At 66.9% G+C, this 23,998-nt stretch carries 23 protein-coding genes; 20 read left to right on the top strand and 3 right to left on the bottom strand.

The genetic code is table 11. From position 1 onward, the window contains the following. Nucleotides 1-19: 19 nt before the first annotated feature. From AC1DDG_RS02315 to AC1DDG_RS02295, 5 genes are all read left to right on the top strand, one after another. Entirely contained in the window at nucleotides 20-796 is a 777-nt protein-coding gene (locus AC1DDG_RS02315) for an HpcH/HpaI aldolase family protein (protein ID WP_476874801.1), read from the top strand. Nucleotides 797-799: 3 nt separating this feature from the next. Continuing rightward, nucleotides 800-2,089 carry a sialidase family protein gene (locus tag AC1DDG_RS02310; protein ID WP_476874800.1) on the top strand — a complete coding sequence of 430 codons (1,290 nt, stop codon included), beginning with the start codon at nucleotides 800-802 and terminating at the stop codon, nucleotides 2,087-2,089. Continuing rightward, entirely contained in the window at nucleotides 2,086-2,775 is a 690-nt protein-coding gene (locus AC1DDG_RS02305) for an SDR family NAD(P)-dependent oxidoreductase (RefSeq protein WP_476874799.1), read from the top strand. Before AC1DDG_RS02310 ends, AC1DDG_RS02305 begins: the two co-directional genes overlap by 4 nt. Nucleotides 2,776-2,837: 62 nt before the next feature. Then, nucleotides 2,838-3,650, top strand: coding sequence for a DeoR/GlpR family DNA-binding transcription regulator (locus AC1DDG_RS02300; RefSeq protein ID WP_476874798.1), 813 nt, complete (start codon nucleotides 2,838-2,840; stop codon nucleotides 3,648-3,650). A 65-nt stretch (nucleotides 3,651-3,715) separates the two neighbouring features. Further along, on the top strand, nucleotides 3,716-4,813 hold the full coding sequence (locus tag AC1DDG_RS02295; protein WP_476874797.1) for a D-TA family PLP-dependent enzyme: 1,098 nt from the start codon (nucleotides 3,716-3,718) through the stop codon (nucleotides 4,811-4,813). Nucleotides 4,814-4,840: 27 nt separating this feature from the next. Here AC1DDG_RS02295 and AC1DDG_RS02290 read toward each other — a convergent pair whose 3' ends face one another. Next, nucleotides 4,841-5,929: a fatty acid desaturase family protein gene (locus AC1DDG_RS02290; RefSeq protein WP_230117622.1), complete on the bottom strand. Its 1,089-nt coding sequence runs from the start codon at nucleotides 5,927-5,929 to the stop codon at nucleotides 4,841-4,843. 158 nt (nucleotides 5,930-6,087) lie between these two features. Here AC1DDG_RS02290 and argC point away from each other — a divergent pair, with 158 nt between their 5' ends. The 10 genes from argC (at nucleotide 6,088) to AC1DDG_RS02240 (ending at nucleotide 16,284) form a co-directional block, all read left to right on the top strand. Then, entirely contained in the window at nucleotides 6,088-7,119 is a 1,032-nt protein-coding gene (argC, locus tag AC1DDG_RS02285) for an N-acetyl-gamma-glutamyl-phosphate reductase (protein ID WP_230117623.1), read from the top strand. After that, entirely contained in the window at nucleotides 7,116-8,282 is a 1,167-nt protein-coding gene (argJ, locus tag AC1DDG_RS02280; RefSeq protein WP_476874796.1) for a bifunctional glutamate N-acetyltransferase/amino-acid acetyltransferase ArgJ, read from the top strand. Before argC ends, argJ begins: the two co-directional genes overlap by 4 nt. A gap of 30 nt (nucleotides 8,283-8,312) precedes the next feature. Then, nucleotides 8,313-9,272: an acetylglutamate kinase gene (gene argB / locus AC1DDG_RS02275; RefSeq protein WP_230117625.1), complete on the top strand. Its 960-nt coding sequence runs from the start codon at nucleotides 8,313-8,315 to the stop codon at nucleotides 9,270-9,272. Next, nucleotides 9,269-10,537, top strand: a complete 1,269-nt coding sequence (locus tag AC1DDG_RS02270; RefSeq protein WP_476874795.1) for an acetylornithine transaminase — start codon at nucleotides 9,269-9,271, stop codon at nucleotides 10,535-10,537. The genes argB and AC1DDG_RS02270 overlap by 4 nt, the downstream gene beginning before the upstream one ends. Further along, nucleotides 10,534-11,541: an ornithine carbamoyltransferase gene (gene argF, locus AC1DDG_RS02265; protein WP_476874794.1), complete on the top strand. Its 1,008-nt coding sequence runs from the start codon at nucleotides 10,534-10,536 to the stop codon at nucleotides 11,539-11,541. Before AC1DDG_RS02270 ends, argF begins: the two co-directional genes overlap by 4 nt. Further along, nucleotides 11,542-12,078: an arginine repressor gene (locus tag AC1DDG_RS02260; protein ID WP_230117628.1), complete on the top strand. Its 537-nt coding sequence runs from the start codon at nucleotides 11,542-11,544 to the stop codon at nucleotides 12,076-12,078. A 108-nt stretch (nucleotides 12,079-12,186) separates the two neighbouring features. Then, complete coding sequence (locus tag AC1DDG_RS02255) at nucleotides 12,187-13,392, top strand: argininosuccinate synthase (RefSeq protein ID WP_476874793.1); 1,206 nt, start codon at nucleotides 12,187-12,189, stop codon at nucleotides 13,390-13,392. 5 nt (nucleotides 13,393-13,397) lie between these two features. Further along, nucleotides 13,398-14,834, top strand: a complete 1,437-nt coding sequence (gene argH / locus AC1DDG_RS02250; RefSeq protein WP_476874792.1) for an argininosuccinate lyase — start codon at nucleotides 13,398-13,400, stop codon at nucleotides 14,832-14,834. Nucleotides 14,835-14,982: 148 nt separating this feature from the next. Further along, nucleotides 14,983-15,522 (top strand): pyridoxine/pyridoxamine 5'-phosphate oxidase, encoded by a 540-nt coding sequence (locus tag AC1DDG_RS02245; RefSeq protein WP_476874791.1) that lies wholly within the window; start codon nucleotides 14,983-14,985, stop codon nucleotides 15,520-15,522. 30 nt (nucleotides 15,523-15,552) lie between these two features. After that, the gene (locus AC1DDG_RS02240) at nucleotides 15,553-16,284 is read left to right on the top strand and encodes a maleylpyruvate isomerase family mycothiol-dependent enzyme (RefSeq protein ID WP_476874790.1); all 732 of its coding nucleotides are present in this window, start codon (nucleotides 15,553-15,555) and stop codon (nucleotides 16,282-16,284) included. Nucleotides 16,285-16,297: 13 nt separating this feature from the next. Here the strand turns inward: AC1DDG_RS02240 and AC1DDG_RS02235 are convergent, their stop codons facing one another. Then, nucleotides 16,298-16,807 (bottom strand): methylated-DNA--[protein]-cysteine S-methyltransferase, encoded by a 510-nt coding sequence (locus AC1DDG_RS02235; RefSeq protein WP_476875005.1) that lies wholly within the window; start codon nucleotides 16,805-16,807, stop codon nucleotides 16,298-16,300. A gap of 23 nt (nucleotides 16,808-16,830) precedes the next feature. After that, on the bottom strand, nucleotides 16,831-18,330 hold the full coding sequence (locus tag AC1DDG_RS02230) for a DNA-3-methyladenine glycosylase 2 family protein (protein WP_476874789.1): 1,500 nt from the start codon (nucleotides 18,328-18,330) through the stop codon (nucleotides 16,831-16,833). 111 nt (nucleotides 18,331-18,441) lie between these two features. Between AC1DDG_RS02230 and AC1DDG_RS02225 the strand changes: the two genes are divergently transcribed. The 5 genes from AC1DDG_RS02225 to AC1DDG_RS02205 all read left to right on the top strand — a co-directional run bounded on the left by AC1DDG_RS02225 (nucleotide 18,442) and on the right by AC1DDG_RS02205 (nucleotide 23,764). Further along, nucleotides 18,442-19,149 (top strand): DNA-3-methyladenine glycosylase, encoded by a 708-nt coding sequence (locus tag AC1DDG_RS02225; protein ID WP_476874788.1) that lies wholly within the window; start codon nucleotides 18,442-18,444, stop codon nucleotides 19,147-19,149. Between the two features lie 59 nt (nucleotides 19,150-19,208). Beyond that, nucleotides 19,209-19,766 carry an adenine phosphoribosyltransferase gene (locus AC1DDG_RS02220; protein ID WP_230117635.1) on the top strand — a complete coding sequence of 186 codons (558 nt, stop codon included), beginning with the start codon at nucleotides 19,209-19,211 and terminating at the stop codon, nucleotides 19,764-19,766. Between the two features lie 128 nt (nucleotides 19,767-19,894). Then, nucleotides 19,895-22,123 carry a HelD family protein gene (locus AC1DDG_RS02215; RefSeq protein ID WP_476874787.1) on the top strand — a complete coding sequence of 743 codons (2,229 nt, stop codon included), beginning with the start codon at nucleotides 19,895-19,897 and terminating at the stop codon, nucleotides 22,121-22,123. A gap of 83 nt (nucleotides 22,124-22,206) precedes the next feature. Then, a complete protein-coding gene (gene tyrS / locus AC1DDG_RS02210; protein ID WP_476874786.1) occupies nucleotides 22,207-23,520 on the top strand; it encodes a tyrosine--tRNA ligase in 1,314 nt (437 codons plus the stop codon). Nucleotides 23,521-23,593: 73 nt separating this feature from the next. Next, on the top strand, nucleotides 23,594-23,764 hold the full coding sequence (locus tag AC1DDG_RS02205; protein WP_230117638.1) for a hypothetical protein: 171 nt from the start codon (nucleotides 23,594-23,596) through the stop codon (nucleotides 23,762-23,764). The last annotated feature ends 234 nt before the right edge of the window (nucleotides 23,765-23,998 follow it).

The raw sequence follows: 23,998 nt of genomic DNA, 5'->3' as shown, positions 1-23,998 counted from the left end.
TGACTGAAGGTAGAAAAAGATGACATCGGAACTGGCCCTCGAATTCGCCCGTAAGATCCGCGCCCGTGAACAGGCGGTCGGCTACTGGGCCGTGCTGGATGCACCCGTGGCCACGGAGCGCATCAGCCGTCTGGGCTACGACTATGTGGCACTCGACGCGCAGCACGGCCTGCTCGGCTACTCGGGCGTGCTCAGCGGCCTCATGGCCATCGACGCCGGGCACACCGCCGTCGGGATGGTGCGCGTTGAGGACAACAACCTCACCGCCATCGGCAAAGCCCTGGACGCGGGCGCCGTCGGCGTCATCGTGCCGCTGGTCAACACGGCGGAGGATGCCGCGGCGGCCGTTGCCGCGGCAAAGTACCCGCCCATGGGCGGCCGCTCGTATGGGCCCATGCGGTCCGCCCTGCGGATCGGCCCGGTTCCCGCGGACGCCAACGCCGCCACCCTGGTGTTCGCGATGATCGAGACGCCGGACGGCCTGAAAAACGTCAAGGAGATCTGCGCGACGCCCGGGCTCGACGGCATTTACGTGGGCCCGTCTGACCTGGCGATCGCCGTCGGCGGTGCGTTCCCGGGCGATCCCGCCATCGAAGCCGAGTTCAACGCGGCCCTCGAGACCGTCGCCGAAGCGGCAGCCTCCGCCGGAGTGGCTGCCGGCATCCACACGGCGTCCGGCGACATCGCCGCGCTCCGGCTCCGCCAGGGTTACACGTTCACCACGGTGGCTTCGGACCTGACCCACCTGGAACTGGCCGCAAAGGCCCACCTGGCCGCCGCGACGGCAAAGGACTGAACCGTGTCCACAAGCCCCACGACGCCCGCCCCCACGACTCACGGCACCGGGTACAGCTCCATCACCCCGGACGGCAGCGTCAAGCACGCCGACGGCGCGGACTTCGCCTACCTGCCCGCGCCCACCGTGCAGAGCCACGCCGCGAACCTCCTGACCCTGCCGGACGGGCGCCTGGGCTGCGTCTGGTTCGGCGGAACCCAGGAGGGCGTGCCGGACATCTCCATCTGGTTCTCCACGCTCGAACCGGGGAACACGCAATGGTCCCCGGCGGAGCAGCTCTCCGACGACGGCACCCGGTCCGAGCAAAACCCCATCCTGTTCACCGCACCGGACGGCTCGCTGTGGCTGCTCTACACCGCGCAGAAAGCGGGCAACCAGGACACCGCCGAGGTCCGCCGTCGGACTTCCACGGACAGCGGCCGGACGTGGGGTCCGGTGGAGACGCTGTTCCCGGCCAACGAAACCGGCGGCGTGTTCGTCCGGCAGTTGCCGGTGGTCCTGCCGTCGGGCCGGCTGATCATCCCGATCTTCCGCTGCATCACCACCCCGGGTGAAAAGTGGGTGGGCAACAGTGACGACAGCGCCGTCATGATTTCCGACGACGCCGGCGCCGGCTGGAGCGAGCACGTCCTGCCGGGGAGCCTGGGCTGCGTCCACATGAACATCCAGCCGGTGGCCGACGGTTCGCTGCTGGCCCTGTTCCGCAGCCGCTGGGCGGACTCGATCTACGAGTCCCGCTCCACCGATGACGGCACCACCTGGAGTGAACCGGTCCCCACCGAGCTGCCCAACAACAACTCCTCCATCCAGTTCACGGCACTGGCTGACGGCCGGCTGGCGCTGGTCTACAACCACGCCAGGGCGGAGGAGAACACCGAACGGCGGCTCTCGCTCTACGACGAGATCGACGACGACGGGCTGGCCGACGAACAGGGGCAACTCGCTGACGCACAGGTGGGACCGGCCGTGCCGGCCGGCGGTTCGGTTCCCGCCGATGCCGGGGAGCGGACGGCCTTCTGGGGCACGCCGCGCTCGCCGATGACGCTGGCGATTTCGGAGGACTCCGGCCGCAGCTGGCCCATCCGGCGGAACCTGGATGTGGGCGACGGCTACTGCCTGTCCAACAACTCCCGGGACGGCCTGAACCGTGAGTACTCCTACCCGTCCATCCATCAGGGCCCGGACGGCGCGCTGAACATCGCCTACACGTACTTCCGCCAGGCCATCAAGTACGTGCGCGTGGACCCGCAGTGGGCCTACGAAGGGACCGCGACCCCCGGCGGGGACTCGTGAGCAGTCCGCAGGCTGAGCGGCACGCGGTCGTCACCGGCTGCAGTTCGGGCATCGGCAAGGCCATCGCCGAGCGACTGCTGGCCGACGGCTGGACGGTCACCGGGCTGAGCCGCAGCGAGACTTCGCTGGGACGAGGGTTCCGGTGGCTGCGGGCGGACCTCTCGGACCCGGCGTCGCTGGCTGAAACCGTCGCCGGAGTCAGCCCTGCCGACGCCCTGGTGCATGCGGCCGGGTTCCAGCGGACCGCCGTCCTGGGCGACCTGGATCCGGAGGCGCTCGCCGGCATGTTCACGGTGCACGTGGCCGCCGCCAGCGCTCTGGCCAACATCGTCGTGCCGCGGATGCCGGCCGGCGGCCGCGTCCTGCTGATTGGCAGCAGAACGTCTACGGGTTCGCCCGGCAAGAGCCAGTACGCAGCCACCAAGGCGGCGCTGCTGGGCATGGGCCGCACCTGGGCGCAGGAGCTGGCCCCGCGAGGCATCACCGTCAATGTCCTTTCTCCCGGCCCGACGGACACCCCCATGCTCGACGATCCCGGCAGGTCGGCCACGCCGCCGAAACTACCGGCCCTGGGCCGGCTGGTGGATCCGGAAGACGTTGCGGCACTGGCCGGTTTCCTGCTCGGACCGCACGGCAAGTCCATTACCGGGCAGAACTATGTGATCTGCGGCGGCGCGTCTCTGTAGCAGGCCGGGGAGGCCTGCCCGTGGCATGATGACAGCGCGCCCTTCCCGAAGGAGAACGGAACATGACCACCGCCAAAGCCAGGCGAGAAGAGATCTACCACCTCGCCGTCACCACAGGGCTGGCCTCTGTGGAGGAGCTGTCGCGTCACTTCAACGTGACCGCCTCGACCATCCGCCGGGACCTGGCGCGGCTGAACGAACAGGGGAAGCTCGCCCGGACCTACGGAGGGGCTGTTGCGCTGGGCGCGCATCCGGAACCATCGCTGCGTCAGCGTACCGGCGAGGCCTTCGAACAAAAGCAGGCAATTGCGGCCTGGGCCGCCGCGGAGGTTAGGGACGGCGAAAGCATACTGCTCGACGGCGGTTCTACTGTCGGCGCCCTCGCGCACGCCCTCCGGGAGCGGGACAACCTGACGGTCACTACACCCGGCATCAACACGCTGCTGGAACTCGCTGACTCGCCGGGCGTGCAGGTGGATTGCCTCGGCGGCAGACTCCGCGGCGTCAGCCAGACGTTCGTCGGTCCTCTCGCCGAAGCCGCGCTCGAACGCATGAGCTTCGACAGGGTCTTCCTGAGCGCAGATGCCGTGACGGCCGAGGACGGACTGTGCGAGGCAGACCACGCCCAGACCAGGCTCAAAGAACTCATGGCACGGCGCGGTGACACTGTGTATGTCCTTGCCGACTCCACCAAGCTGGGCAAGAGGCCCTTCCACGCCTGGGCGCGGATTCCCCTTCCCTGGACGCTGGTGACTGACAGCCACGCCGATGCATTCCAGATCGAGCTGTTCCGCAAAGCGGGCGCCACCGTTCAGCTTGTGGACGTCGGCGACAACGGAGCCGCTGGCCCCGCCCCCGCGAAACGTGTCAGTTAGGGTCGCAGGCGCAGACGCGCACCACGGCCGCATGAACCATCCACCGCAGAATCCGAGGTCCCTGAATGTGCATTCCCGATGAAATCACCACGCCGGAAGTGATGATCGATGTGGACGTGCTGGACCGCAACATCGCACGGATGGCCGCCTCCACCCGTGCCCGCGGAGTGAAGCTTCGCCCGCACGCCAAGACCCACAAAATCCTGGAGATAGCGGCCAGGCAACTCGCGGCAGGAGCAGTGGGGCTCACCGTGGCCACGATCGGCGAAGCGGAAGTCTTTGCCAACGGCGGGGTGAAGGACATCTTCATCGCCTACCCGCTGTGGGTAACCCAGGGTCAGGCAGAACGGCTGCGCCGCCTTTCGGCCCAAGCCCGCATCACTGTGGGTGTGGACTCTGCGGAGAGCGCGGCGTTCATGGGACAAAACCTCGGAACGGATGCCGGCAACATTGCCGTTCGGGTGGAGATCGACAGCGGACACCACCGAAGCGGAGTCCATCCTGACGAAGCCGCAGGCGTTGCCCGCGCGGCCGCGGACGCCGGGCTGGAGGTTGTCGGCGTCTTCACGTTTCCCGGCCACAGCTATGCGCCTGGCATGCCTGCGGCAGCGGCCCGGCAGGAGGACGAAGCGCTGATCCGGGCGGCCACGTGCATGGCGGCGGAGGGGTTCAACGTGCCAGAAATTAGCGGCGGCTCCACTCCGACCGCCTTGGTGGGAGGAGACACAGTGGCTACCGAACTGCGGCCGGGTGTCTACGTTTTCGGTGATGCCCAGCAGTTGGAGCTTGAGCGGTGCACGCCAGAGAGCATCGCGCTGACGGTTGCGAGTACGGTGGTCAGCCATCACAGGACGGGACCAGGCGAGCCTGGGCGGTTCATCATGGATGCCGGCAGCAAGATCCTGGGGAGTGACCGCGCGGCGTGGGCCAGCGGCTACGGCCGTCTGCTCGACCATCCCGATGCCAGGATCACGTCGCTGTCCGAACACCACGCCACGGTGGAGTGGCCCGACGGCACTCCAATGCCGGCGCTCGGACGGCGGCTCAGGGTGGTCCCCAACCATGTATGCCTGACCATCAACCTGGTGGACGAGGCGAGCCTGGTCAGCGGCGGGGTGTTCACTGGCCGGTGGACCGTTGCGGCCCGCGGCAAGAACACCTGAGGATGGCCGTGCCTCGGGGTGCGGTTCCTAGTAGCGCCGCGTGACCGTGGCCATGGGGCACTCAAAGCGGCGGCCGGCTGCGAGGCCCACGTCGTTGAGGTAGCGCACGATGATGCCGTAGGAAGCCGTCAGCGTGGTCTCGGTGAAGGGAATGCCGTGGGTGTCACAGTACTGGCGCACGATCGCCGTCGCCTTGTGCAGCTGGGGCCGGGCCATGTCGGGGAAGAGGTGGTGCTCCACCTGGCGGTTCAGGCCGCCGAGAAGGATGTCCATGAAACGGCCGCCGGAAATGTTCCGGGACGTGAGGACCTGGCGGCTCAGGAAGTCCACCCGGCTGTCCGCCGGAAGAACCGGCATGCCCTTGTGGTTTGGCGCAAAGGAGGCACCCATGTAAAAGCCGAAGACGGCGAGCTGCACGCCGACGAAGGCGAAGGCCATGCCGAGCGGGAGGAAGGAAAACGCGAGCACGGGAAGGATGCTGAGCCTGACCAGCAGGATGGGCAGTTCCACCCAGCGGTGGGTGACCTTGGCGCGCCGGAAGATGAAGCGGACCGAATCGATCTGCAGGCCCAGGCCCACCAGGAACAGCAGCGGGAAGAAGAACCAGCCCTGTTTGCGGGTGAGGAACGAAAGCGGTCCCTGGCGGCCGGCGGCGGCTTCGGTGTGGAATGCGATGGCACCGGTGGCGATGTCGGGGTCCTTGGAGATGACATTCGGGTGGTTGTGGTGGGCCCCGTGCTTCTGCTCCCACCACGAGTAGCTGATTCCGGCCACAGACGTGGCAATCAGCCTGGCGGACCAGTCGTTGGCGCGCCGGGAGGCGAAAATCTGGCGGTGGCCTGCCTCATGGGCGAGGAAGCTCAGCTGTGTGCAGATGATGCCGAGAGCGGCAGCGATCAGGAGCTGGAACCAGCTCTGCCCGATCAGCGCGAAGCCGAACCAGGTGGCGGTCATGAGGACCACCAGGCTGGAGAAAACCGTGATGTAGAAGCCCTGGCGCCGTTCCAGCAGGCCGGCTGCGCGCACGGACTTAAGCAGGTCCGAGTAGCTTTGGGTCACCGGATTGGCTTGGCGGACCCGCGACTTCGGGCGCTCGGAAGTGATGGTGGGCGTCATGGACGGATTGCCTCGTAACTGATTACGGGCAACGCTGCAGCCGACACTCGGCTGCGCGGTCAGGATCACCCTCTGTCCACCATACGCTGTTGCGGCGCGCGCCGAGATCATGCATAAATATCAGGACCCATGCATACTCTTGCTGTATAGTCGTTCCCATGACTATTTCTGTTGCCGTCTCCGGCGCGAGCGGCTATGCCGGCGGCGAGGTGCTGCGCCTACTGTCCGGGCATCCCGACGTCACCATCGGTGCCATCACGGCGCACAGCAACGCCGGTTCCAGACTAGGCGAACTGCAGCCACATCTCCATGGCCTGGCGAGCAGGATTCTTGAGGACACCACCGTGGAGAACCTGTCCGGGCACGACGTCGTGTTCCTGGCGCTCCCGCACGGGGCGTCGGCGGAAATCGCTGCCCAGTTGCCTGAGGGCACCGTGGTGATCGACGCCGGAGCGGACCACCGCCTGGAGGACGCCGCCGCATGGGAGAAGTTCTACGGCTCGGCGCACGCCGGCACTTGGCCTTACGGACTTCCGGAACTGCCCGGCCAGCGCGAGAAGCTCAAGGGAGCCCGGCGGATCGCCGTTCCCGGCTGCTACCCGACGTCGGCCCTGCTGGCACTCACCCCGGGCTTCGCCGCCGGGCTGCTGCAGGGCGAGGACGTGGTCATCGTCGCCGCCTCGGGCACATCGGGGGCAGGCAAGGCCGCCAAGGTAAACCTGATCGGCGCCGAGGTCATGGGGTCCATGAGCCCTTACGGCGTGGGCGGCGGGCACCGCCACACCCCGGAAATCGAACAGGGACTGTCGAACGCCGGGGGAGAGTCCGTGACGGTGTCCTTCACGCCCACGCTGGCGCCGATGAGCCGGGGCATCCTGGCCACGGCCACGGCCAGGGTCAAGCCCGGCATCGGGGCCGAGGAGCTGCGCCGCGCCTGGGCCGAGGCCTACGACGACGAACCGTTCGTCCACCTGCTCCCGGAGGGCCAGTGGCCCTCCACCAAGTCCGTGCAGGGGTCCAACCACGCCGCCATGCAGCTGGCCTTCGATGAACACACCGGCCGCGTCATCGTCACCTGTGCCATCGACAATCTGACCAAGGGAACCGCAGGCGGAGCCGTGCAGTCCATGAATATTGCCCTCGGACTGGCGGAAACCGCCGGCCTCAACCTGCAGGGAGTTGCCCCGTGACCGTTACCGCACCCCAAGGATTCCGCGCCGCAGGCGTTAAAGCCGGCCTCAAGGCCTCCGGGAATCCGGACCTCGCGCTCGTGGTCAATGACGGCCCTTCCAAGGCAGCCGCGGCGGTGTTCACGTCGAACCGCGTGGCGGCCGCTCCCGTCCACTGGTCGCGCCAGGTGGTCTCCGACGGGCGGGTGGACGCCGTTGTCCTGAACTCGGGCGGCGCCAACGCCTGCACCGGGCCGCAGGGCTTTCAGAACACGCACACCACCGCGGAGAAAACGGCTGAAGTCCTCGGCATTTCGGCCACGGACGTGTTCGTCTGTTCCACCGGCCTGATCGGCGAGCAGCTGCCCATGGACAAGATCGTTCCGGGAATCGACGCCGCGGCGGCCGCCCTGAGCGCGGACGGCGGTGCGGACGCCGCAACGGCCATCATGACCACGGACACGGTTCCCAAGCAGGCAATCTTCACCGGCGTTGACGCCGAGGGAAACGAATTCACCATCGGCGGCATCGCCAAGGGCGCCGGTATGCTCGCGCCCGGGCTGGCCACCATGCTGGTGGTGCTCACCACTGACGCGGATGTCCAAGCTGAAATGCTCGACGTCGTCCTCCGAGACGCCACGCGCGTCACCTTCGACCGTGCTGACTCCGACGGCTGCATGTCCACCAACGACACCGTGGTGCTGCTGGCTTCCGGCGCCTCCGGCGCCGTGCCGTCCGCGGAGACCTTCGGCGACGGCCTGACTCAGGTGTGCGCGGAGCTGGCGCGCAAGCTGATCGGCGACGCAGAAGGTGCAAGCCACGACATCGCCATCCGGACCTTCAATGCCGCCAGCGAACGCGACGCCGAAACCGTCAGCCGCGCGGTGGGCAGGTCCAACCTCTTCAAGGCCGCCATCTTCGGCAAGGACCCGAACTGGGGCCGTGTCCTGTCCGCCGTCGGAACCACCGACGCCGCCTTCGAGCCGGACGAGCTCAACGTCTCCATGAACGGCATCCAGATCTGCCAGAACGGCGGCATCGGCCAGGACCGCAAGCTCGTGGACCTCGAACCGCGCGAGGTGCTCGTGGAGATCGACCTGCAGGCAGGCGGCGCGGAAGCCACCATCTGGACCAACGACCTCACGCACGACTACGTCCACGAAAACAGTGCGTACTCAAGCTAGATCCACCAGCCACCCCTGGAGAACAGCAGCATGAACACCCAGACCCGCGAGACCACGTCCATGAGTGACGCCCAGGACAAAGCCGGCACACTGATCGAGGCCCTGCCGTGGATCCAGCGCTTTGCCGGAACCACCATGGTGATCAAATACGGCGGCAACGCCATGGTCAACGACGAACTGCGCCGGGCCTTCGCCGAAGACGTCGTGTTCCTGCACCATGTGGGCATCCACCCCGTGGTGGTGCACGGCGGCGGCCCACAGATCAACGCGATGCTCAGCCGCCTGGGCATCGAGTCCGAGTTCAAGGGCGGCCTGCGTGTCACCACCCCCGAAGCCATGGACGTGGTCCGCATGGTCCTCACCGGCCAGGTGGGACGCGAACTCGTGGGACTGATCAATTCCCACGGCCCGTACGCTGTGGGCATGTCCGGAGAGGACGGCGGTCTGCTGCGCGCCGTCCGCACCGGAACGGTCGTGGACGGCGAGGAAGTGGACCTGGGCCTCGTCGGCGAAGTCGTTGGTGTCAACCCGGAGGGAATCGTCGATATCCTCGCGGCAGGCCGGATCCCGGTGATTTCCACTGTCGCTCCGGAAATCATTGACGAGGACAGCAATGACGAAGGAGCTCGGCGGTTCCAGACCACCGGACAGGTGCTCAACGTCAATGCGGACACTGCGGCCGCTGCCGTCGCGTCGGCCCTTGGCGCCTCCAAGCTGGTGATCCTGACCGACGTCGAAGGCCTCTATGCCAACTGGCCGGACAGGTCATCGCTTATTTCGTCGCTGACGGCCTCGGAGCTGCGGGAGATGCTGCCGCGGCTGGAGTCCGGAATGATCCCCAAAATGGCCGCCTGCCTGAAGGCCGTCGATGAGGGTGTGGAGCGCGCGCACATTGTGGACGGGCGCCTCCCGCACTCCATGTTGCTGGAAACCTTCACCACCGCGGGCATTGGCACGCAGGTGGTACCGGACGAGGAAGTGAATGCATGAGCCAGATTGAAAAGTCGCCGGTGGTCGACCTGGTCGAGACCCGCGGCCACACGACCGGGGCCGAGTGGCTGAGCCGCTACTCGTCCTCGCTCATGGGAGTGTTCGGCACCCCTCAGCGTGTCCTGGTCCGCGGCGCCGGGTGCCTGGTCTGGGATGCCGACGGCAAGGAGTACCTGGACCTGCTCGGCGGCATCGCCGTGAATGCCATGGGCCACGCGCACCCGTTCGTGACGTCGGTGATCTCCAGCCAGCTTGCCACCCTGGGCCACGTCTCCAACTTCTTCACCAGCCCCACGCAGATCGCACTGGCCGAGAAACTGCTCGAACTGAGCAAGGCGCCGGCCGGTTCCAAGGTCTTTTTCGCGAACTCCGGAACGGAGGCCGTCGAGGCCGCGTTCAAGCTGGCCCGGCGGAACAACGGCTCCGGTACGGCCAGGAACGGAACGCCCCGGACCAAGATCATCGCGCTGGAGGGCGCCTTCCACGGCCGGACCATGGGCGCCCTCGCCCTGACCGCCAAGGAAGCGTACCGGGCGCCGTTCGAACCGTTGCCCGGCGGCGTGGTCCACATTCCGTTCGGCGACGTCGACGCCCTCGTGGAGGCGATCGATGAAACCACGGCGGCTGTCTTCCTCGAACCGATCCAAGGCGAGGCCGGCGTCCGCCCCCTGCCCGCCGGCTACCTGCGGGCCGCACGCGAGGCCACCACCAAGGCAGGCGCACTGCTGATCCTCGACGAAGTCCAGACCGGCATCGGACGCACGGGCAAATGGCTGGCCAGTGCAGACGCCGGCTTCGTGCCGGACGCCGTCACCCTCGCCAAGGGCCTGGGCGGCGGGTTCCCCATCGGAGCGCTGGTCACGTTCGGCCCTGAAACGTCCGCGCTCCTGACGGCCGGGCAGCACGGCACCACGTTCGGCGGGAACCCGGTGGCTACGGCGGCCGCCCTGGCCACCCTGCACGCCATCGAAAACCAGCACGTCCTGGACAACGTCCGCAGCGTGGGGGAGCACCTCCGCTCGAGGCTGGCCGGAGTCGACGGCGTCACGGAAGTCCGCGGCGAAGGCCTCCTCATCGGCTTCGACCTGGACGCTGACGTTGCCCCCGCCGTCGTGACAGCCGGCCTGGATGCCGGGTTTATCATCAACAGCCCCGGTCCACGGACCATCAGGCTGGCCCCGCCCCTGATCCTCACGGAAGAGCAGGCGGACCGTTTCCTGGCCGCCCTTCCTGACATCCTGCACACTGCAAAGGAAGCACAGTGACTTCACCAGCGACATCATCCGTCAAGACCCGCCACTTCCTGAAGGACACCGACCTGACTCCTGCCGAGCAGGCCGAGGTGCTGGACCTCGCCATGCGACTGAAGGCCGCGCCGTACAGCGCGCAGCCCTTCGCGGCAGAGGGCAGCGGCCGCCAGACGGTCGCCGTGATCTTCGACAAGACCTCCACCCGGACCCGGGTTTCCTTCGCCACCGGTGTGGCGGACATGGGTGGAAACGCCCTCATCATCAACCCCGGTGAGGCCCAGATCGGCCACAAGGAATCAGTGGCGGACACCGCCAAGGTGCTTGAGCGCATGGTCTCCACCATCGTGTGGCGCACGGGCGCCCACTCGGGCCTCGTCGCCATGGCGGAAAACTCCCGGGTGCCGGTCATCAATGCCCTCTGCGACGACTACCACCCGTGCCAGCTCCTGGCGGACCTGCTGGCCGTGAAGGAGCACAAGGGCGAGCTCAAGGGGCTCACCATGGCCTACCTTGGCGACGCCGCCAACAACATGGCCAATTCCTACCTGCTGGCCGGTGTCACCGCCGGAATGCACGTCCGCATCGCCGGGCCGGAAGGCTACCTGCCAGCCGCGGGCATCGTGTCGGCGGCCCAGGAGCGCGCGGCGGAAACCGGCGGCTCCGTCCTCGTCACGACGGACGCCGGGGAAGCCCTCAAGGGAGCGGACGTCATCGCGACGGACACCTGGGTCTCCATGGGCCAGGAAGCCGAAAAGGAAGCCCGGCTGCAGCTTTTCCGCGAGTACTCCGTCGATGAGGCGGCTATGGCACAGGCGGCGGAAGACGCCGTCGTGCTTCACTGCCTTCCCGCGTACCGCGGCTACGAGATCTCGGCGGCCGTCATCGACGGCCCGCAGTCGATCGTCTGGGACGAGGCCGAAAACCGGCTCCACGCGCAGAAGGCGCTGATGGCCTGGCTCATGCACCGGTCGGGTCTGGCCGTTGTTGAGGGACTGCCGCCGGTGGCAGGGCAGGCCTAATTGTCAGTCCAGCCTCCGTCGCCGGGCGCGAGCCCGGCCACCAAGACAGCCCGCCAGGCGCGGATCACCGCGATCCTCACCGGCGAGTCCGTGCGCTCCCAGGCGGAGCTGGCGGCGCTGCTCGCGGACGACGGGGTGCAGGTCACGCAGGCAACCCTGTCGCGGGATCTCGTGGAGCTGGGCGCCGTCCGGGTCCGCGGTAAAGAAGGCGTCCTGGTCTACGCCGTGCCCGGCGAGGGCGGGGAGCGGGGGGCCAAGAGCGGAGTCAGCCAGGAAATCCTTGACGCACGGCTGGCGAGGCTGTGCGGCGAACTCCTGGTCACGGCCGAGGCGTCTGCCAACATTGCCGTGCTGCGCACGCCGCCCGGGGCCGCGAACTTCCTGGCCCTCGCGATCGACCATTCCGTGATGCCGTCCGTCCTGGGCACCATCGCGGGGGACGACACCGTGCTGCTGGTCGCCCGGGATCCGCAGGGCGGACCGGACCTTGCCGCCCGGTTTCTGCAGCTCGCGGAGGAAGCCGGCACCAGCCCGTAGCCGCCGGCCCGCAGCAGCAGCGACGTACAAAAATTGGGCCCGGCACAAGGGTGTGACAGGCTTTCATCAGACGAACAAATTCAACCAAACAACTAAGGAGCATGTGAAGTGACTGAGCGTATTGTTCTGGCCTACTCCGGTGGCCTGGATACTTCTGTAGCCATCGGCTGGATCGGTGAAGCCACCGGCGCCGAGGTCATCGCCGTGGCGGTCGACGTCGGACAGGGCGGCGAATCGCTGGAGACCATCCGCCAGCGCGCGCTGGGCTGCGGTGCCGTCGAAGCGTATGTGGCGGACGCGAGCGACGAGTTCGCCAACGAATACTGTGTGCCCACGCTGAAGGCCAACGCCCTCTACCAGGGCCACTACCCGCTGGTCTCCGCCATCTCCCGCCCGGTGATCGTCAAGCACCTGGTCAAGGCTGCCCGTGAATTCGGCGCCACCACCGTGGCCCACGGCTGCACCGGCAAGGGCAACGACCAGGTCCGCTTCGAAGTGGGCATCCAGACCCTCGGCCCGGACCTGAAGTGCATCGCGCCGGTCCGTGACCTTGCCCTGACCCGGGACAAGGCCATCGCCTTCGCCGAGGAAAAGGGACTGCCGATCGAGACCACCAAGAAGAACCCGTACTCGATCGACCAGAACGTCTGGGGACGCGCCGTCGAGACCGGCTACCTTGAGGACATCTGGAACGCCCCCACGAAGGACATCTACGACTACACCGCCACGCCGGAATTCCCGCCGGCCCCGGATGAGGTCACCATCTCCTTCGAAGCCGGCGTGCCGGTAGCGATCGACGGCGTCAAGGTCACCCCGCTGCAGGCCATCAAGGAACTCAACCGCCGCGCCGGTGCCCAGGGCGTGGGCCGGATCGACGTCGTCGAGGACCGCCTCGTCGGTATCAAGTCCCGCGAAATCTACGAAGCACCGGGAGCAATGGCGCTGATCACCGCGCACAAGCACCTCGAGGACATCACCGTCGAGCGCGAACAGGCACGCTTCAAGGCCACGGTCGGCCAGCGCTGGGCCGAACTGGTGTACGACGGCCAGTGGTTCTCCCCGCTCAAGCGCTCCCTGGACGCCTTCATCGAAGACACCCAGAAGTATGTCTCCGGCGACATCCGCATGACCCTGCACGGCGGCCAGGCGATCGTCAACGGCCGCCGCTCCGAGACCTCGCTTTACGACTTCGACCTCGCCACGTACGACACCGGCGACACCTTCGACCAGTCGATGGCCCGCGGCTTCATCGAACTGTGGGGCATGTCCGCCAAGGTTGCCTCCGGCCGCGACCTCCGCGTCGCCGGAAAGTAGCCCCTGTGGCTGAGCAGGAAACCACCAAATCGGAAGCAACGAACACTGGAGCTCTATGGGGCGGCCGCTTTGCCGGCGGCCCCGCAGACGCCCTGGCGGCGCTGAGCAAGTCAACGCATTTTGACTGGCGCCTGGCCCGTTACGACATTGCCGGCTCGGTGGCGCACGCACGCGTGCTGCACAAGGCAGGCCTCCTGGACGATGCCGAGCTGGAGGGCATGCTCGCGGCCCTCAAGCAGCTGGACGAGGACGTCGCGTCCGGCGCCTACACGGCCGCGGAGTCCGACGAGGACGTGCACGGCTCGCTGGAACGGGGCCTGATCGAGCGCGCCGGCACCCAGCTGGGCGGCAAGCTCCGCGCCGGCCGGTCACGCAACGACCAGGTGGCCACCCTCGGCCGCATGTTCCTGCGCGACCACGCCCGGATCATTGCCCGAGGAGTCCTGGCCACCATCGATGCTCTCGTGGAGCAGGCCAAGGCGCACCAGGGCGTGGCCATGCCTGGCCGCACGCACCTCCAGCACGCGCAGCCGGTCCTGCTCAGCCACCATCTGCTGGCCCACGCCTGGGCGCTGCTGCGCGATGTCCAGCGGCTGCAGGACTGGGACAAACGCGCCGGCGTTTCGCCCTACGGCTCCGGCGCCCTTGCGGGCTCCTCGCTGGGCCTGGACCCGGAAGCTGTTGCTGCGGCCCTAGGCTTCTTTTCGGCAACGCACAACTCGATCGACGGCACCGCCTCCCGCGACGTCTTCGCCGAGTTCGCCTGGGTGACCGCCATGATCGGCGTGGACCTCTCGCGTGTCTCGGAGGAAGTGATCCTGTGGGCCACGAAGGAGTTTTCCTTCGTCACGCTGCATGATTCCTACTCCACGGGCTCCTCGATCATGCCGCAGAAGAAGAACCCGGACGTGGCTGAACTGGCGCGAGGCAAGGCCGGCCGGCTGATCGGCAACCTGACCGGGCTGCTGGCCACGCTCAAGGGCCTGCCGCTCGCGTACAACCGCGACCTCCAGGAGGACAAGGAGCCGGTGTTCGACGCCGCCGACACGCTGGAGCTCCTGCTCCCGGCAGTCTCCGGCATGATCGCGACGCTGAAGTTCAACACTGAACGGATGGAGTCGCTGGCACCGCAGGGCTTCGCACTGGCCACCGACATCGCCGAATGGCTGGTCCGACAGGGCGTCCCGTTCCGCGAGGCGCATGAGCTCTCCGGTGCCGCGGTGAAGCAGGCCGAAAGCCGCGGCGTCGAGCTCTGGGACCTTACGGATGAGGAATACGCCGCCATCTCGGAACACCTGACGCCGGAGGTCCGCACGGTCCTCAGCACCGAGGGTTCGCTCAACAGCCGCAACTCGCAGGGCGGCACGGCACCGGCCGCCGTCGAACGCCAGCTTGGTGCGCTGGAAGCCGAGCTCGCCGGCGTGCGGGAGTACGCCGGCTAACAGCCGCACGCTCTCTCACTTCCTGCAGTTTTTTGGCCAACGCTCTCTCACTTTCCTCAAGAAAGGGAGAGAGCGTTGCCGATTTTCCTGCGAAAAGTGAGAGAGCGTTGCGCGTTAACGAGCGAAAACTCCCCGCTATCATGGCGCCATGAGCGAATCCTTCCGCCGGCAATTGCGTGCCCTGCCGGATTTCCCCGAGAACCTTCCGGACTTTGATGCGGCTACTGCCCCCGCGGACCCGGCCGAGCTGTTCCGGAAGTGGCTGGCGGATGCCCTGGATGCCGGGGAGCGGCAGCCGCACGCGTGCAGCCTGGCCACGGTGGATTCCGACGGCCAGCCGTCGTCCCGGATGCTGATCCTGAAAGACATCGACGACGACGGCTGGCACATCGCAACGTCCCGTACCTCACGCAAGGGGAGGGAACTATCGGCGAACCCCAAGGCCGCGCTGAACTTCTACTGGCCGCTGCAGGGCAGGCAGGTCCGTGTGGTTGGCCACGCGGTGGAGCTGTCCGCGGAGGCATCGGCGGCGGACTGGGACGCCCGGCCAGCGGCGGACGGCAGCCACAATCCGGACTGGCAGCTTTACGCCATCCAGCCTCTGGAGATCGAGTTCTGGCAGGCCCGGCACGACCGCAGGCACATCAGGCACTTCTACCGGCCGGCGGGGAACGCCGAGCTGCGTTAAGGCCGATTAACCGTCCGCTACGATTGCCGTATGACCGCAATCACACCTGAGACAGTACTCACGGAAATGCACAAAGCGGCCGACGCCGTTGCCTCCCAGGCGGCAAAACTCACCGCTGATGACGTCCCGGCGTCGTCGAAACTTCCGGGCTGGACGCGGGGACATGTTCTGGCCCACATCACCGGGATCTCGAACGCCATGGCCCGACAGCTGGAGTTCGCCGCTCGCGGCGCTTCCGTGGAGTTGTACGACGGCGGCTACGAGGGCCGCACGAAGGCGATCGGGATGGCCGCGGGGCACAGCATCGATGAACACCGCGCCGACCTGGACGCCGCGCTGGAACGGGCGCTCCGGGCCTTCGACGCGCTGGATGCCGCCGGTTGGCAGGTCCCCATCGCCTACCGCGGGGGAGTGGTCTTCGACGGCGGCCGCGCCCTCTGGCGCGAACTCGTGATCCATGCCTCGGACCTCGGCACGGGTCCTGGCCCTGAAGCGTGGAGCAGGCTTTTCTGTGAGCATCTGTTCGACTTCCTGACGGCACGGGTTCCGGAGGGGCAGAAGTTTGTGCTCCAGCCGCTGGGCCTGCCGCCCGTGGCCATCGGAGTCGGCGGGCGTTCCACGGTGATCAGCGGGATGGTCACGGATATCGCTGCCTGGCTGGCCGGGCGCGAACCTTCGCTGGGCAGCCTGCGTGCATCGGCAGCCGCCGACGGAGTGGACCTGCCGGAGCTGCTTCCTTGGCCCTCGGGAGTGCGGCACTAGCACCGCCTAAGACCTAGGTCCGGGTGAGGGCCTCTTTTTCACGGGCCAGCAGGCTTTCCTTGATCCGCAGCCCCCACCGGAAACCGCCCAACGTGCCGTCGGTGCGGACCACACGGTGGCACGGCACGAAAAGGGCCGCAGCGTTGAAGGCGCACGCGCTGGCCGCGGCGCGGACCGCTTTGGCGTTGCCGGACAGCACCGCGTATTCGGTGTAGGTCACCGGCGCACCGGGGCTAACGGTGCGCAGCACATCCCAGGCATGGGCGCGGAACGGGCCTGATTTCTGCAGCACCGGCACGCTCATGGCCGGAACAGGATCCCCGGCGTAGAAGGCTTCCACCGCGGAGGAGATGGGGCCGAGGTCGTCCACGCTGTCGTACGCCACGGGCTGCAGCACCGGATGGATCTGCCCGGTGAGTTCGCCCGAATCGGCGGTCCAGCCCGAAGCCAGCACAACGCCGTCGCGGGCGATGATCGTGAATGGGCCGTCCGGCGTGGTCATGGTGAGCAGCTGCGCATTCATGTCTGCGCCGTTGTGCTGAGATGTCATTTCGAAGCCTTCTTAGTGGTGGTTTTCGGCGCGGCCGCTGCGGCGCGCCAGAGGTGCATGGTGGCGTACGACCGCCACGGGCTGACTTCGCTGAAATCTGAGGACAGCGTGGAATCAGGCGAGGCGCCTTGAGTGGCGGACACCTGCCCGAGTGCCCGGATTCCATTGCGTACCGCGGCGTCGTTGGCCAGGAAGATATCCGGTGCGCCGATCACTCGCATCGCAACGTATCCCACTGTCCAGGGGCCCACGCCCGCCAAGGGAAGGAGATTCGCGCGAAGACCGGGCAGATCGTCCCCGTAGCCCAGGTCCAGGTCCCCGGAAGCCAGCGCCGCGGCGGTTGCCACAAGGGAGTCTATTCTCCGCCGCGGCCCGCGCAGCAGTCCTTGGCCGGCCAGTGCGATCTGCTCCGGCGTCGGGAACATCCTGTCCAAGCCTTCGCCGGGAGCGGTGCTCGGGCTGCCCGCGGCGGCCAGCTGGGTGAGGGCCGTCCTGGCCGCGGCCACCGTGATCTGCTGCCCGACCATGGCGCGGACCAGGAGCTCGTGCGGATCCAGGGCGCCGGGCATGCGGATGCCGGGAGTTTCGGCAACAGCCTCTGACAGCCGGGGATCTGTGCCGAGTGCTCCGTCAATGGCGAGGGGGTCGGCGTCGAGGTCGAAGAGCCGGCGGACCCTGCTCAGCAGGGCAGGGAGGTCGCGCAGGTCCACCGCGCCGATGGTGAGCACCAGGGGCCGCCCAGGGGCGCCGGCGTCGTACTCCACCCTGAAGCGCGCGTCACCGTGCGGCAGCCGCAGCGAACGGGCATAGGACGACGGCGTGCCCGCCTCGATACCGGGAATGGCGCGGACCGCAAGGAAGCCGAAGATGCCCGGGTCGAAGGGTTCACGGTAGGGAAGGTTCAGCGTGAGCGCGGTACTGGCAGCCGGCGACGGATGATGCCGCGCGGTGGCGCGCAGGGCGGTGGGGGTCATGTCGAACACCTCGCCCACGGTCTCGTTGAACTGGCGAACGCTGCTGAACCCGGCCGCGAAAGCGATGTCCGCGAGTTTCATGGGCGTCGACACCAGCAGTGTTCGGGCGGTCTGTGCCCTGCTGGCCCGGGCGAGGGAGAGCGGCCCGGCGCCGAGCTCGTGGCTGAGGATTCTGTTCAGCTGCCGGGACGAATATCCCAGGCGTGCGGCCAGTCCTTCCACGCCGTCGCGGTTGATCACGCCGTCGTTGATGAGCCGCATGGCACGGCCCGCGATGTCCGAGCGCACGTTCCACGCAGGCGTTCCCGGCACTGCTTCCGGAAGGCAGCGCTTGCACGCGCGGTAGCCGGCGTCGTGGGCCGCAGCCGAGGTTTCGTAGAAGGTGACGTTCTCGGCTTTCGGCGTCCTGGCCGGGCACGAGGGCCTGCAATAGATTCCCGTGGTCCGCACCGCCGTATAGAACTGCCCGTCGAAACGGGTGTCCCGTGCGTCGATTGCACGGTAGCGCTGCAAGAAGTCCATGACTCCATCCTGCCAGCCGAAGGAGGACGCAGCTAGCGGAAATCGGACATGGCCGTGCGACAGTTTGCGCCCTCCCATCGGTGGCGAGGTACGGGTGGGTAAAGTCGGAGCATGACCGTCAGCAGCAGCCACCCCGCATCGGACGACGAGGATCACGTGCGGGAGGAGGATCACCTGCCGGAGGATAAGGGGCCGGGGGATCACGTCCGGGAATTCCTCACTGGCGATGCCCGCGAGGTAGCGCCCCTGCTCCTGGGCGCCGTCCTCACCCACCACAGCCCGGATGGTCCTGTGTCCGTACGGATCACGGAACTCGAGGCCTACATGGGGCCCGGCGATTCGCTGCATCCCGATCCCGGGTCCCACACATTCCGAGGCCCCACGCGCCGGAACGCGCCGATGTTCGGCCCGGCCGGGCATCTTTATGTGTACTTCACATACGGCATGCACTATTGCGCCAACATCGTCTGCGGGCCGTCCGGCCACGCCTCCGCCGTGCTCCTGCGTGCGGGAGAGATTGTGGACGGGCTGCCGGTTGCCTTGGCGAGGCGGCCGACGTCGAAATCGGCCAAGGACCTGGCCAGCGGACCTGCCCGCCTGGCCACCGCCCTCGGACTGACGACGGCGGACAGCGGCCGGGACGCGCTCACGCACCCGTTCAGCCTCGAACTTCCCCCGGCGCCGGTGGCCGGCGTCAGCGCCGGACCCAGAGTGGGCGTCGCCGGGGACGGCGGATCGCACGACTATCCCTGGCGTTTCTGGCTGACGGGGGACCCCACGGTTTCCCGCTATAAGGCGGCGAAGGTGCGTTCGGCCTAGTCCGTGACCGGCGGGGTTCAGTAACGCGGCGGCTCGGCAACACGTCGTAGGCTTGACGGGTGAACCAGAGCGAGCAGACCCCGGCCCCCAAATCCGTTCCCGTGGACCAGCTGATCACCCGGCTTTGTGCCACCGTGCCGGACTATCCGAAGCCGGGAATCGTGTTCAAGGACCTGACTCCCGTGTTCGCCGACGGCCGTGCGCTGCGGGCCGTCGTGGACTCCCTGGTGGAACCGTTCAAGGGCCAGTTCGATGCCGTGGCAGGCGTCGAGGCCCGCGGCTTCCTGCTTGCCGCCGCCGCAGCCTACGCCACGGGAACAGGGGTCATCACCGTGCGGAAAGCGGGCAAACTGCCCCGTGACGTCTACGCCGAGGATTACGCCCTGGAGTACGGAACCTCCACGCTTGAACTCCACAAGACGGACCTGCCCGCCGGCAGCCGGGTGCTGATCCTGGACGACGTCCTGGCCACCGGCGGAACACTCAGTGCAGCGGTGCGGCTCTTCGAACGCTGCGGTGTCCACGTGTCCGGCGTGGGAGTGGTCATGGAGCTGGGGGAGCTGCGCGGCCGCGCAGCCCTTGCCGGGCACCGCGTCCGCTCGCTGCTCCGCCTCTAGCAGCTCGTGTGAGCAGCCAGCGCTGGCGGCAGTTCTCTGAGGCGCCGGAAATACATGGCACCATGGGCGCGCTGACAAAAATGGTTGTAGAATGGACGGTCTGTCTTTTGCGATAGGGGAACGTTTAGATGCTCGACGCCGATTTGGCCCACGAACGGGACTATGTTGCCGGTCTGTACGCACGGCTTGATGAATTGCGCGAGGAAAAGCGCACCCAGCTGGCGCACGTGCGCCGTGCCGGCGCTGTGGGCACCATGCAGAACGTTTCAGAACGCGACGCCTTTGCTGCACTGTACGAAGACCGCCTGGCGCAACTCGACGCCGTCGACGACCGCCTCGTGTTCGGCCGGCTGGACCTCGACTCGGGCGAGGCGCAGTACATCGGCCGCATCGGCCTGACCACCGAGGACCTGCAGCGCCTCATGGTGGACTGGCGTGCGCCCGAAGCCGGGCACTTTTACCAGGCCACGGCCTTCGACCGCCAGGGTGTTCGCCGTCGCCGGCACCTGATCCTGCAGGGCCGCGAGGTCAAGGCCATCGAAGACGACGTCCTCGACGCGGACATGCTGGCAGACAACGACTCCCTGCAGGGTGAAGGTGCCCTGCTCGCTGCCCTGAACTCGAAGCGGACCGGCCGGATGTCGGACATCGTCGGCACCATCCAGTCCGAACAGGACCGCATCATCCGGTCCTCCATCTCCGGAGCCCTTGTCGTCCAGGGTGGTCCGGGAACGGGCAAAACCGCCGTTGCGCTCCACCGCGCCGCCTACCTGCTGTACACGCACAGGGACAGGCTCAAGACCGCCGGCGTGCTGCTGGTGGGACCGTCGTCGTCGTTCATGAAGTACATCGAACGCGTCCTGCCCTCGCTCGGCGAGACCGGTGTGGTGATGGCGAGCGTTGGCCGGCTGATGCCGGGCATCAATGCCGTGCCCGAGCCGGAGGCGGACGTCGCTGCAATCAAGGGGCGGCTGGACATGGCCGACGTCGTCGCCAACGCCGTGGCAAACCGCCAGCGCATCCCCGCCGAAAACCGCGTTCTGGAAGTGGACGGACGCAAGCTGGTTCTCACGCCGCGGCAGGTCCGGCGCGCCCGGGAGCGCGCCCGCTCCACCGGCAAGCCGCACAACGAGGCACGCGTTACCTTCGTCAAGATTTTGCTCCGGGAACTGACGGAGCAGATGACGGAACTGGTGGAAGCCGGCAACATCGGCAACAATGCCGACCGGTCCTACCTCGCCGAGGATGTGCGCTCCGCACGGGATGTCCGCGTCGCCCTGAACCTCTGCTGGATGCCGATGACGCCCGAAAAGCTTGTCAGTGAACTGCTGAGCAAACCCGCGATTTTGGAAGCCTGCACGCCCAAGCTGACCGCCAAGGAGCGCGAACTCCTGCTCCGGGCACCTGACGCCCGGTGGACCGAGGCCGACGTTCCCCTGCTCGACGAGGCAGCCGAACTCCTCGGCGAGCTCGATCCCGCCGCGGGCCGCGGACTGGCACAGCAGGAGCACGACCGCGCCCGCGATCTGGCAAACGCCCGGCAGACGCTCGTCAACATGGAGACGGCCGGCGTCGATGTCCTGGTCTCTGCCGAGGAACTGGTTGAGCAGAACGAGGAGCGCGAGGCACGGCTGACCGCCGCCGAGCGTGCCACCAGCGACCGCACCTGGGCATTCGGCCATATCGTGGTCGACGAGGCCCAGGAACTTTCCCCCATGCAGTGGCGCCTCCTCGTCCGGCGCTGTCCGCTGAAGTCCTTCACCATCGTGGGCGACATCGCCCAGACCAGCTCCGTGGCCGGCGCGAATTCGTGGCAGGGTGCACTTGCCCCAATGTTCGGTGACCGCTGGCAGCTCGAAGAGCTCACGGTCAACTACCGGACACCGTCGCAGATCGCCGAGGCCGCAGCCCGGATGGCAAACGCCGCCGGGCTCGTGGTGTCCGCACCCAAGGCTGTCCGTGAGGGCCGTTGGTCGCCCGTCATCGACCGCGTGGAGCCGGGCGGCCTGGTGAGCCGGTTGGTGGAGGTGCTCCCGGAGGAGCTGGACGCGATCGACGGCGGCCTGCTGGCGGTGATTGCCGACGGCGATCTCCTGGCGGAAGCGACGTCAGCGCTGCGCGCGGCCTACGGCCGCCGCATCGGAACGGGCGCCGGCAGCTACGAACAGGACGTTGTGGTGATCAGTCCCAGGGAAGCCAAGGGCCTCGAGTTCGACGGCGTGGTGGTCCTTGAACCGTCCGTGATGCTGAATCATGAACACGGACGCGTGGGAGACCTCTATGTGGCGATGACCCGGCCCACCCAACGGCTCCGGCTCATCGCTGCTGACGGCATTCCGGCGGGCATCGAACGCTAGAAGTTGCAGAGAACGGCCCGGGCGCCTGACATCCGAACCTTCATCGGGGGCCAGGCGCCGCCGATCCTGCTAACTTAGAAGTCGTGTCACACCTAAACGACCTCGAATCCCAGCAGAACGACCCCAGCTTTGCCAACGTCTGGCAGGAGCTCAAATGGCGCGGCCTTGTCCACGTCTCCACTGACGAGGTGGAGCTGGAGAAACTCCTCGCAGGGGATGCGGTCACGTATTACTGCGGGTTCGACCCCACGGCGCCGAGCCTGCACCTGGGAAACCTGGTCCAGCTCCTCCTTATGAGGAGGCTGCAGCTGGCCGGCCACAAGCCCCTGGGTCTCGTGGGCGGCTCCACCGGCCTGATCGGGGATCCGCGGCCGACGGCGGAACGCACCCTGAACACGAAAGACACCGTCACTGAGTGGGTGGGCTACCTGCAGGCCCAGGTCCGCAGGTTCCTCAGCTTCGAGGGCGGCAACGCTGCCCGCATGGTCAACAACCTCGACTGGACCGCGCCGCTGAGCGCGATCGACTTCCTGCGCGAGATCGGAAAGCACTTCCGTGTAGGCACCATGCTGCGCAAAGACGCTGTGGCGTCACGCCTCAGCTCGGACGAAGGCATCAGCTACACGGAGTTCAGCTACCAGATCCTGCAGGGCATGGACTACCTCCAGCTCCACCGCGACTACGGCTGTGTTCTGCAGACCGGCGGATCGGACCAGTGGGGCAACCTCACCAGCGGTACGGAACTCATCCGCAAGGTGGAGGGCAAGACCGTCCACGCGCTCGGCACCCCGCTCATCACCAACTCCGACGGCACCAAGTTCGGCAAGAGCGAGGGCAACGCCATCTGGCTGGACGCGGCCATGTGCAGCCCGTACACGTTCTACCAGTTCTGGCTGAACACGGCGGATGCCGATGTTGTGGACCGCCTTAAGGTCTTCACGTTCCTAGGCAGGGCAGAGATTGAGGCACTGGCGGAATCCATTGCTGAGCGTCCCTTCGCCCGGGAGGGCCAGCGGAAGCTTGCCTACGAAGTGACTTCGCTGGTTCACGGCGTCGACGCCACAGAAAAGGTCATCGCTGCGTCGGCCGCCGTGTTCGGCAACGGCGACCTCTCGTTGCTCGACGAGCAGACCCTCGCGGCCGCGACCGCCGAACTGCCTTCCGCGTCAGTGGACGGGGCGGGCCTGGGCATCATCGATCTCCTGGTTGCCTCCGGACTGTCGGAGAGCAAATCCGCTGCCCGCAGGACCGTCGGTGAGGGCGGCGCTTACGTCAACAATGCCAAGGTGTCGGATCCGGATGCTGTGATTCCTGCATCCGAGCTGCTTCACGGAAAGTACTTGCTGCTGCGCCGGGGAAAGAAGAACCTGGCCACCGTTCAGGTGTTAGGCGTCTAGCACTTCTGGCGCCGCAAAAACCCAATTGCACGCTCCTTCGCAGCCGATTTGCACGGCCGCGGGGGAGCGTGTAATGTTTTCTGAGTCGCCGCCGCTGAGTGGTGACAAACCCCCTTCACTTGAGAAGCGATTCTTCATGTGCAACGCACGAAATGAAGAAAAGCTTCCATTTGCTATGGGCGGATTCGTACCACCAAGTGAATATCGGGAAAACAACCCGGATTTGCAAAGTGAATATGAATGAAATAAGCTATAAACATCGCAGCGAAGAAATGCGAAACAAATGAATTTGCGAATGGACTTGCAAATTGTTTCGAGAAGTATTCGAATGTGTCTGTTGTTTGAGAACTCAATAGTGTGCCAAGTTTGTTGATACCGGTTTATTTTATATGAATTGGTTGAATTGACCGGACTGTGCCGCCCCTGTGGTGTGGTCTGGTTTTTACAGCTGGTTTCAAATTTTGTGCAGCCTGGTTCC

This window comes from Arthrobacter sp. 10L430, from assembly GCF_056395245.1.
The sequence above is the reverse complement of the archived record's forward strand: the minus strand, read 5'-3'. Positions and strand labels throughout refer to the sequence as shown.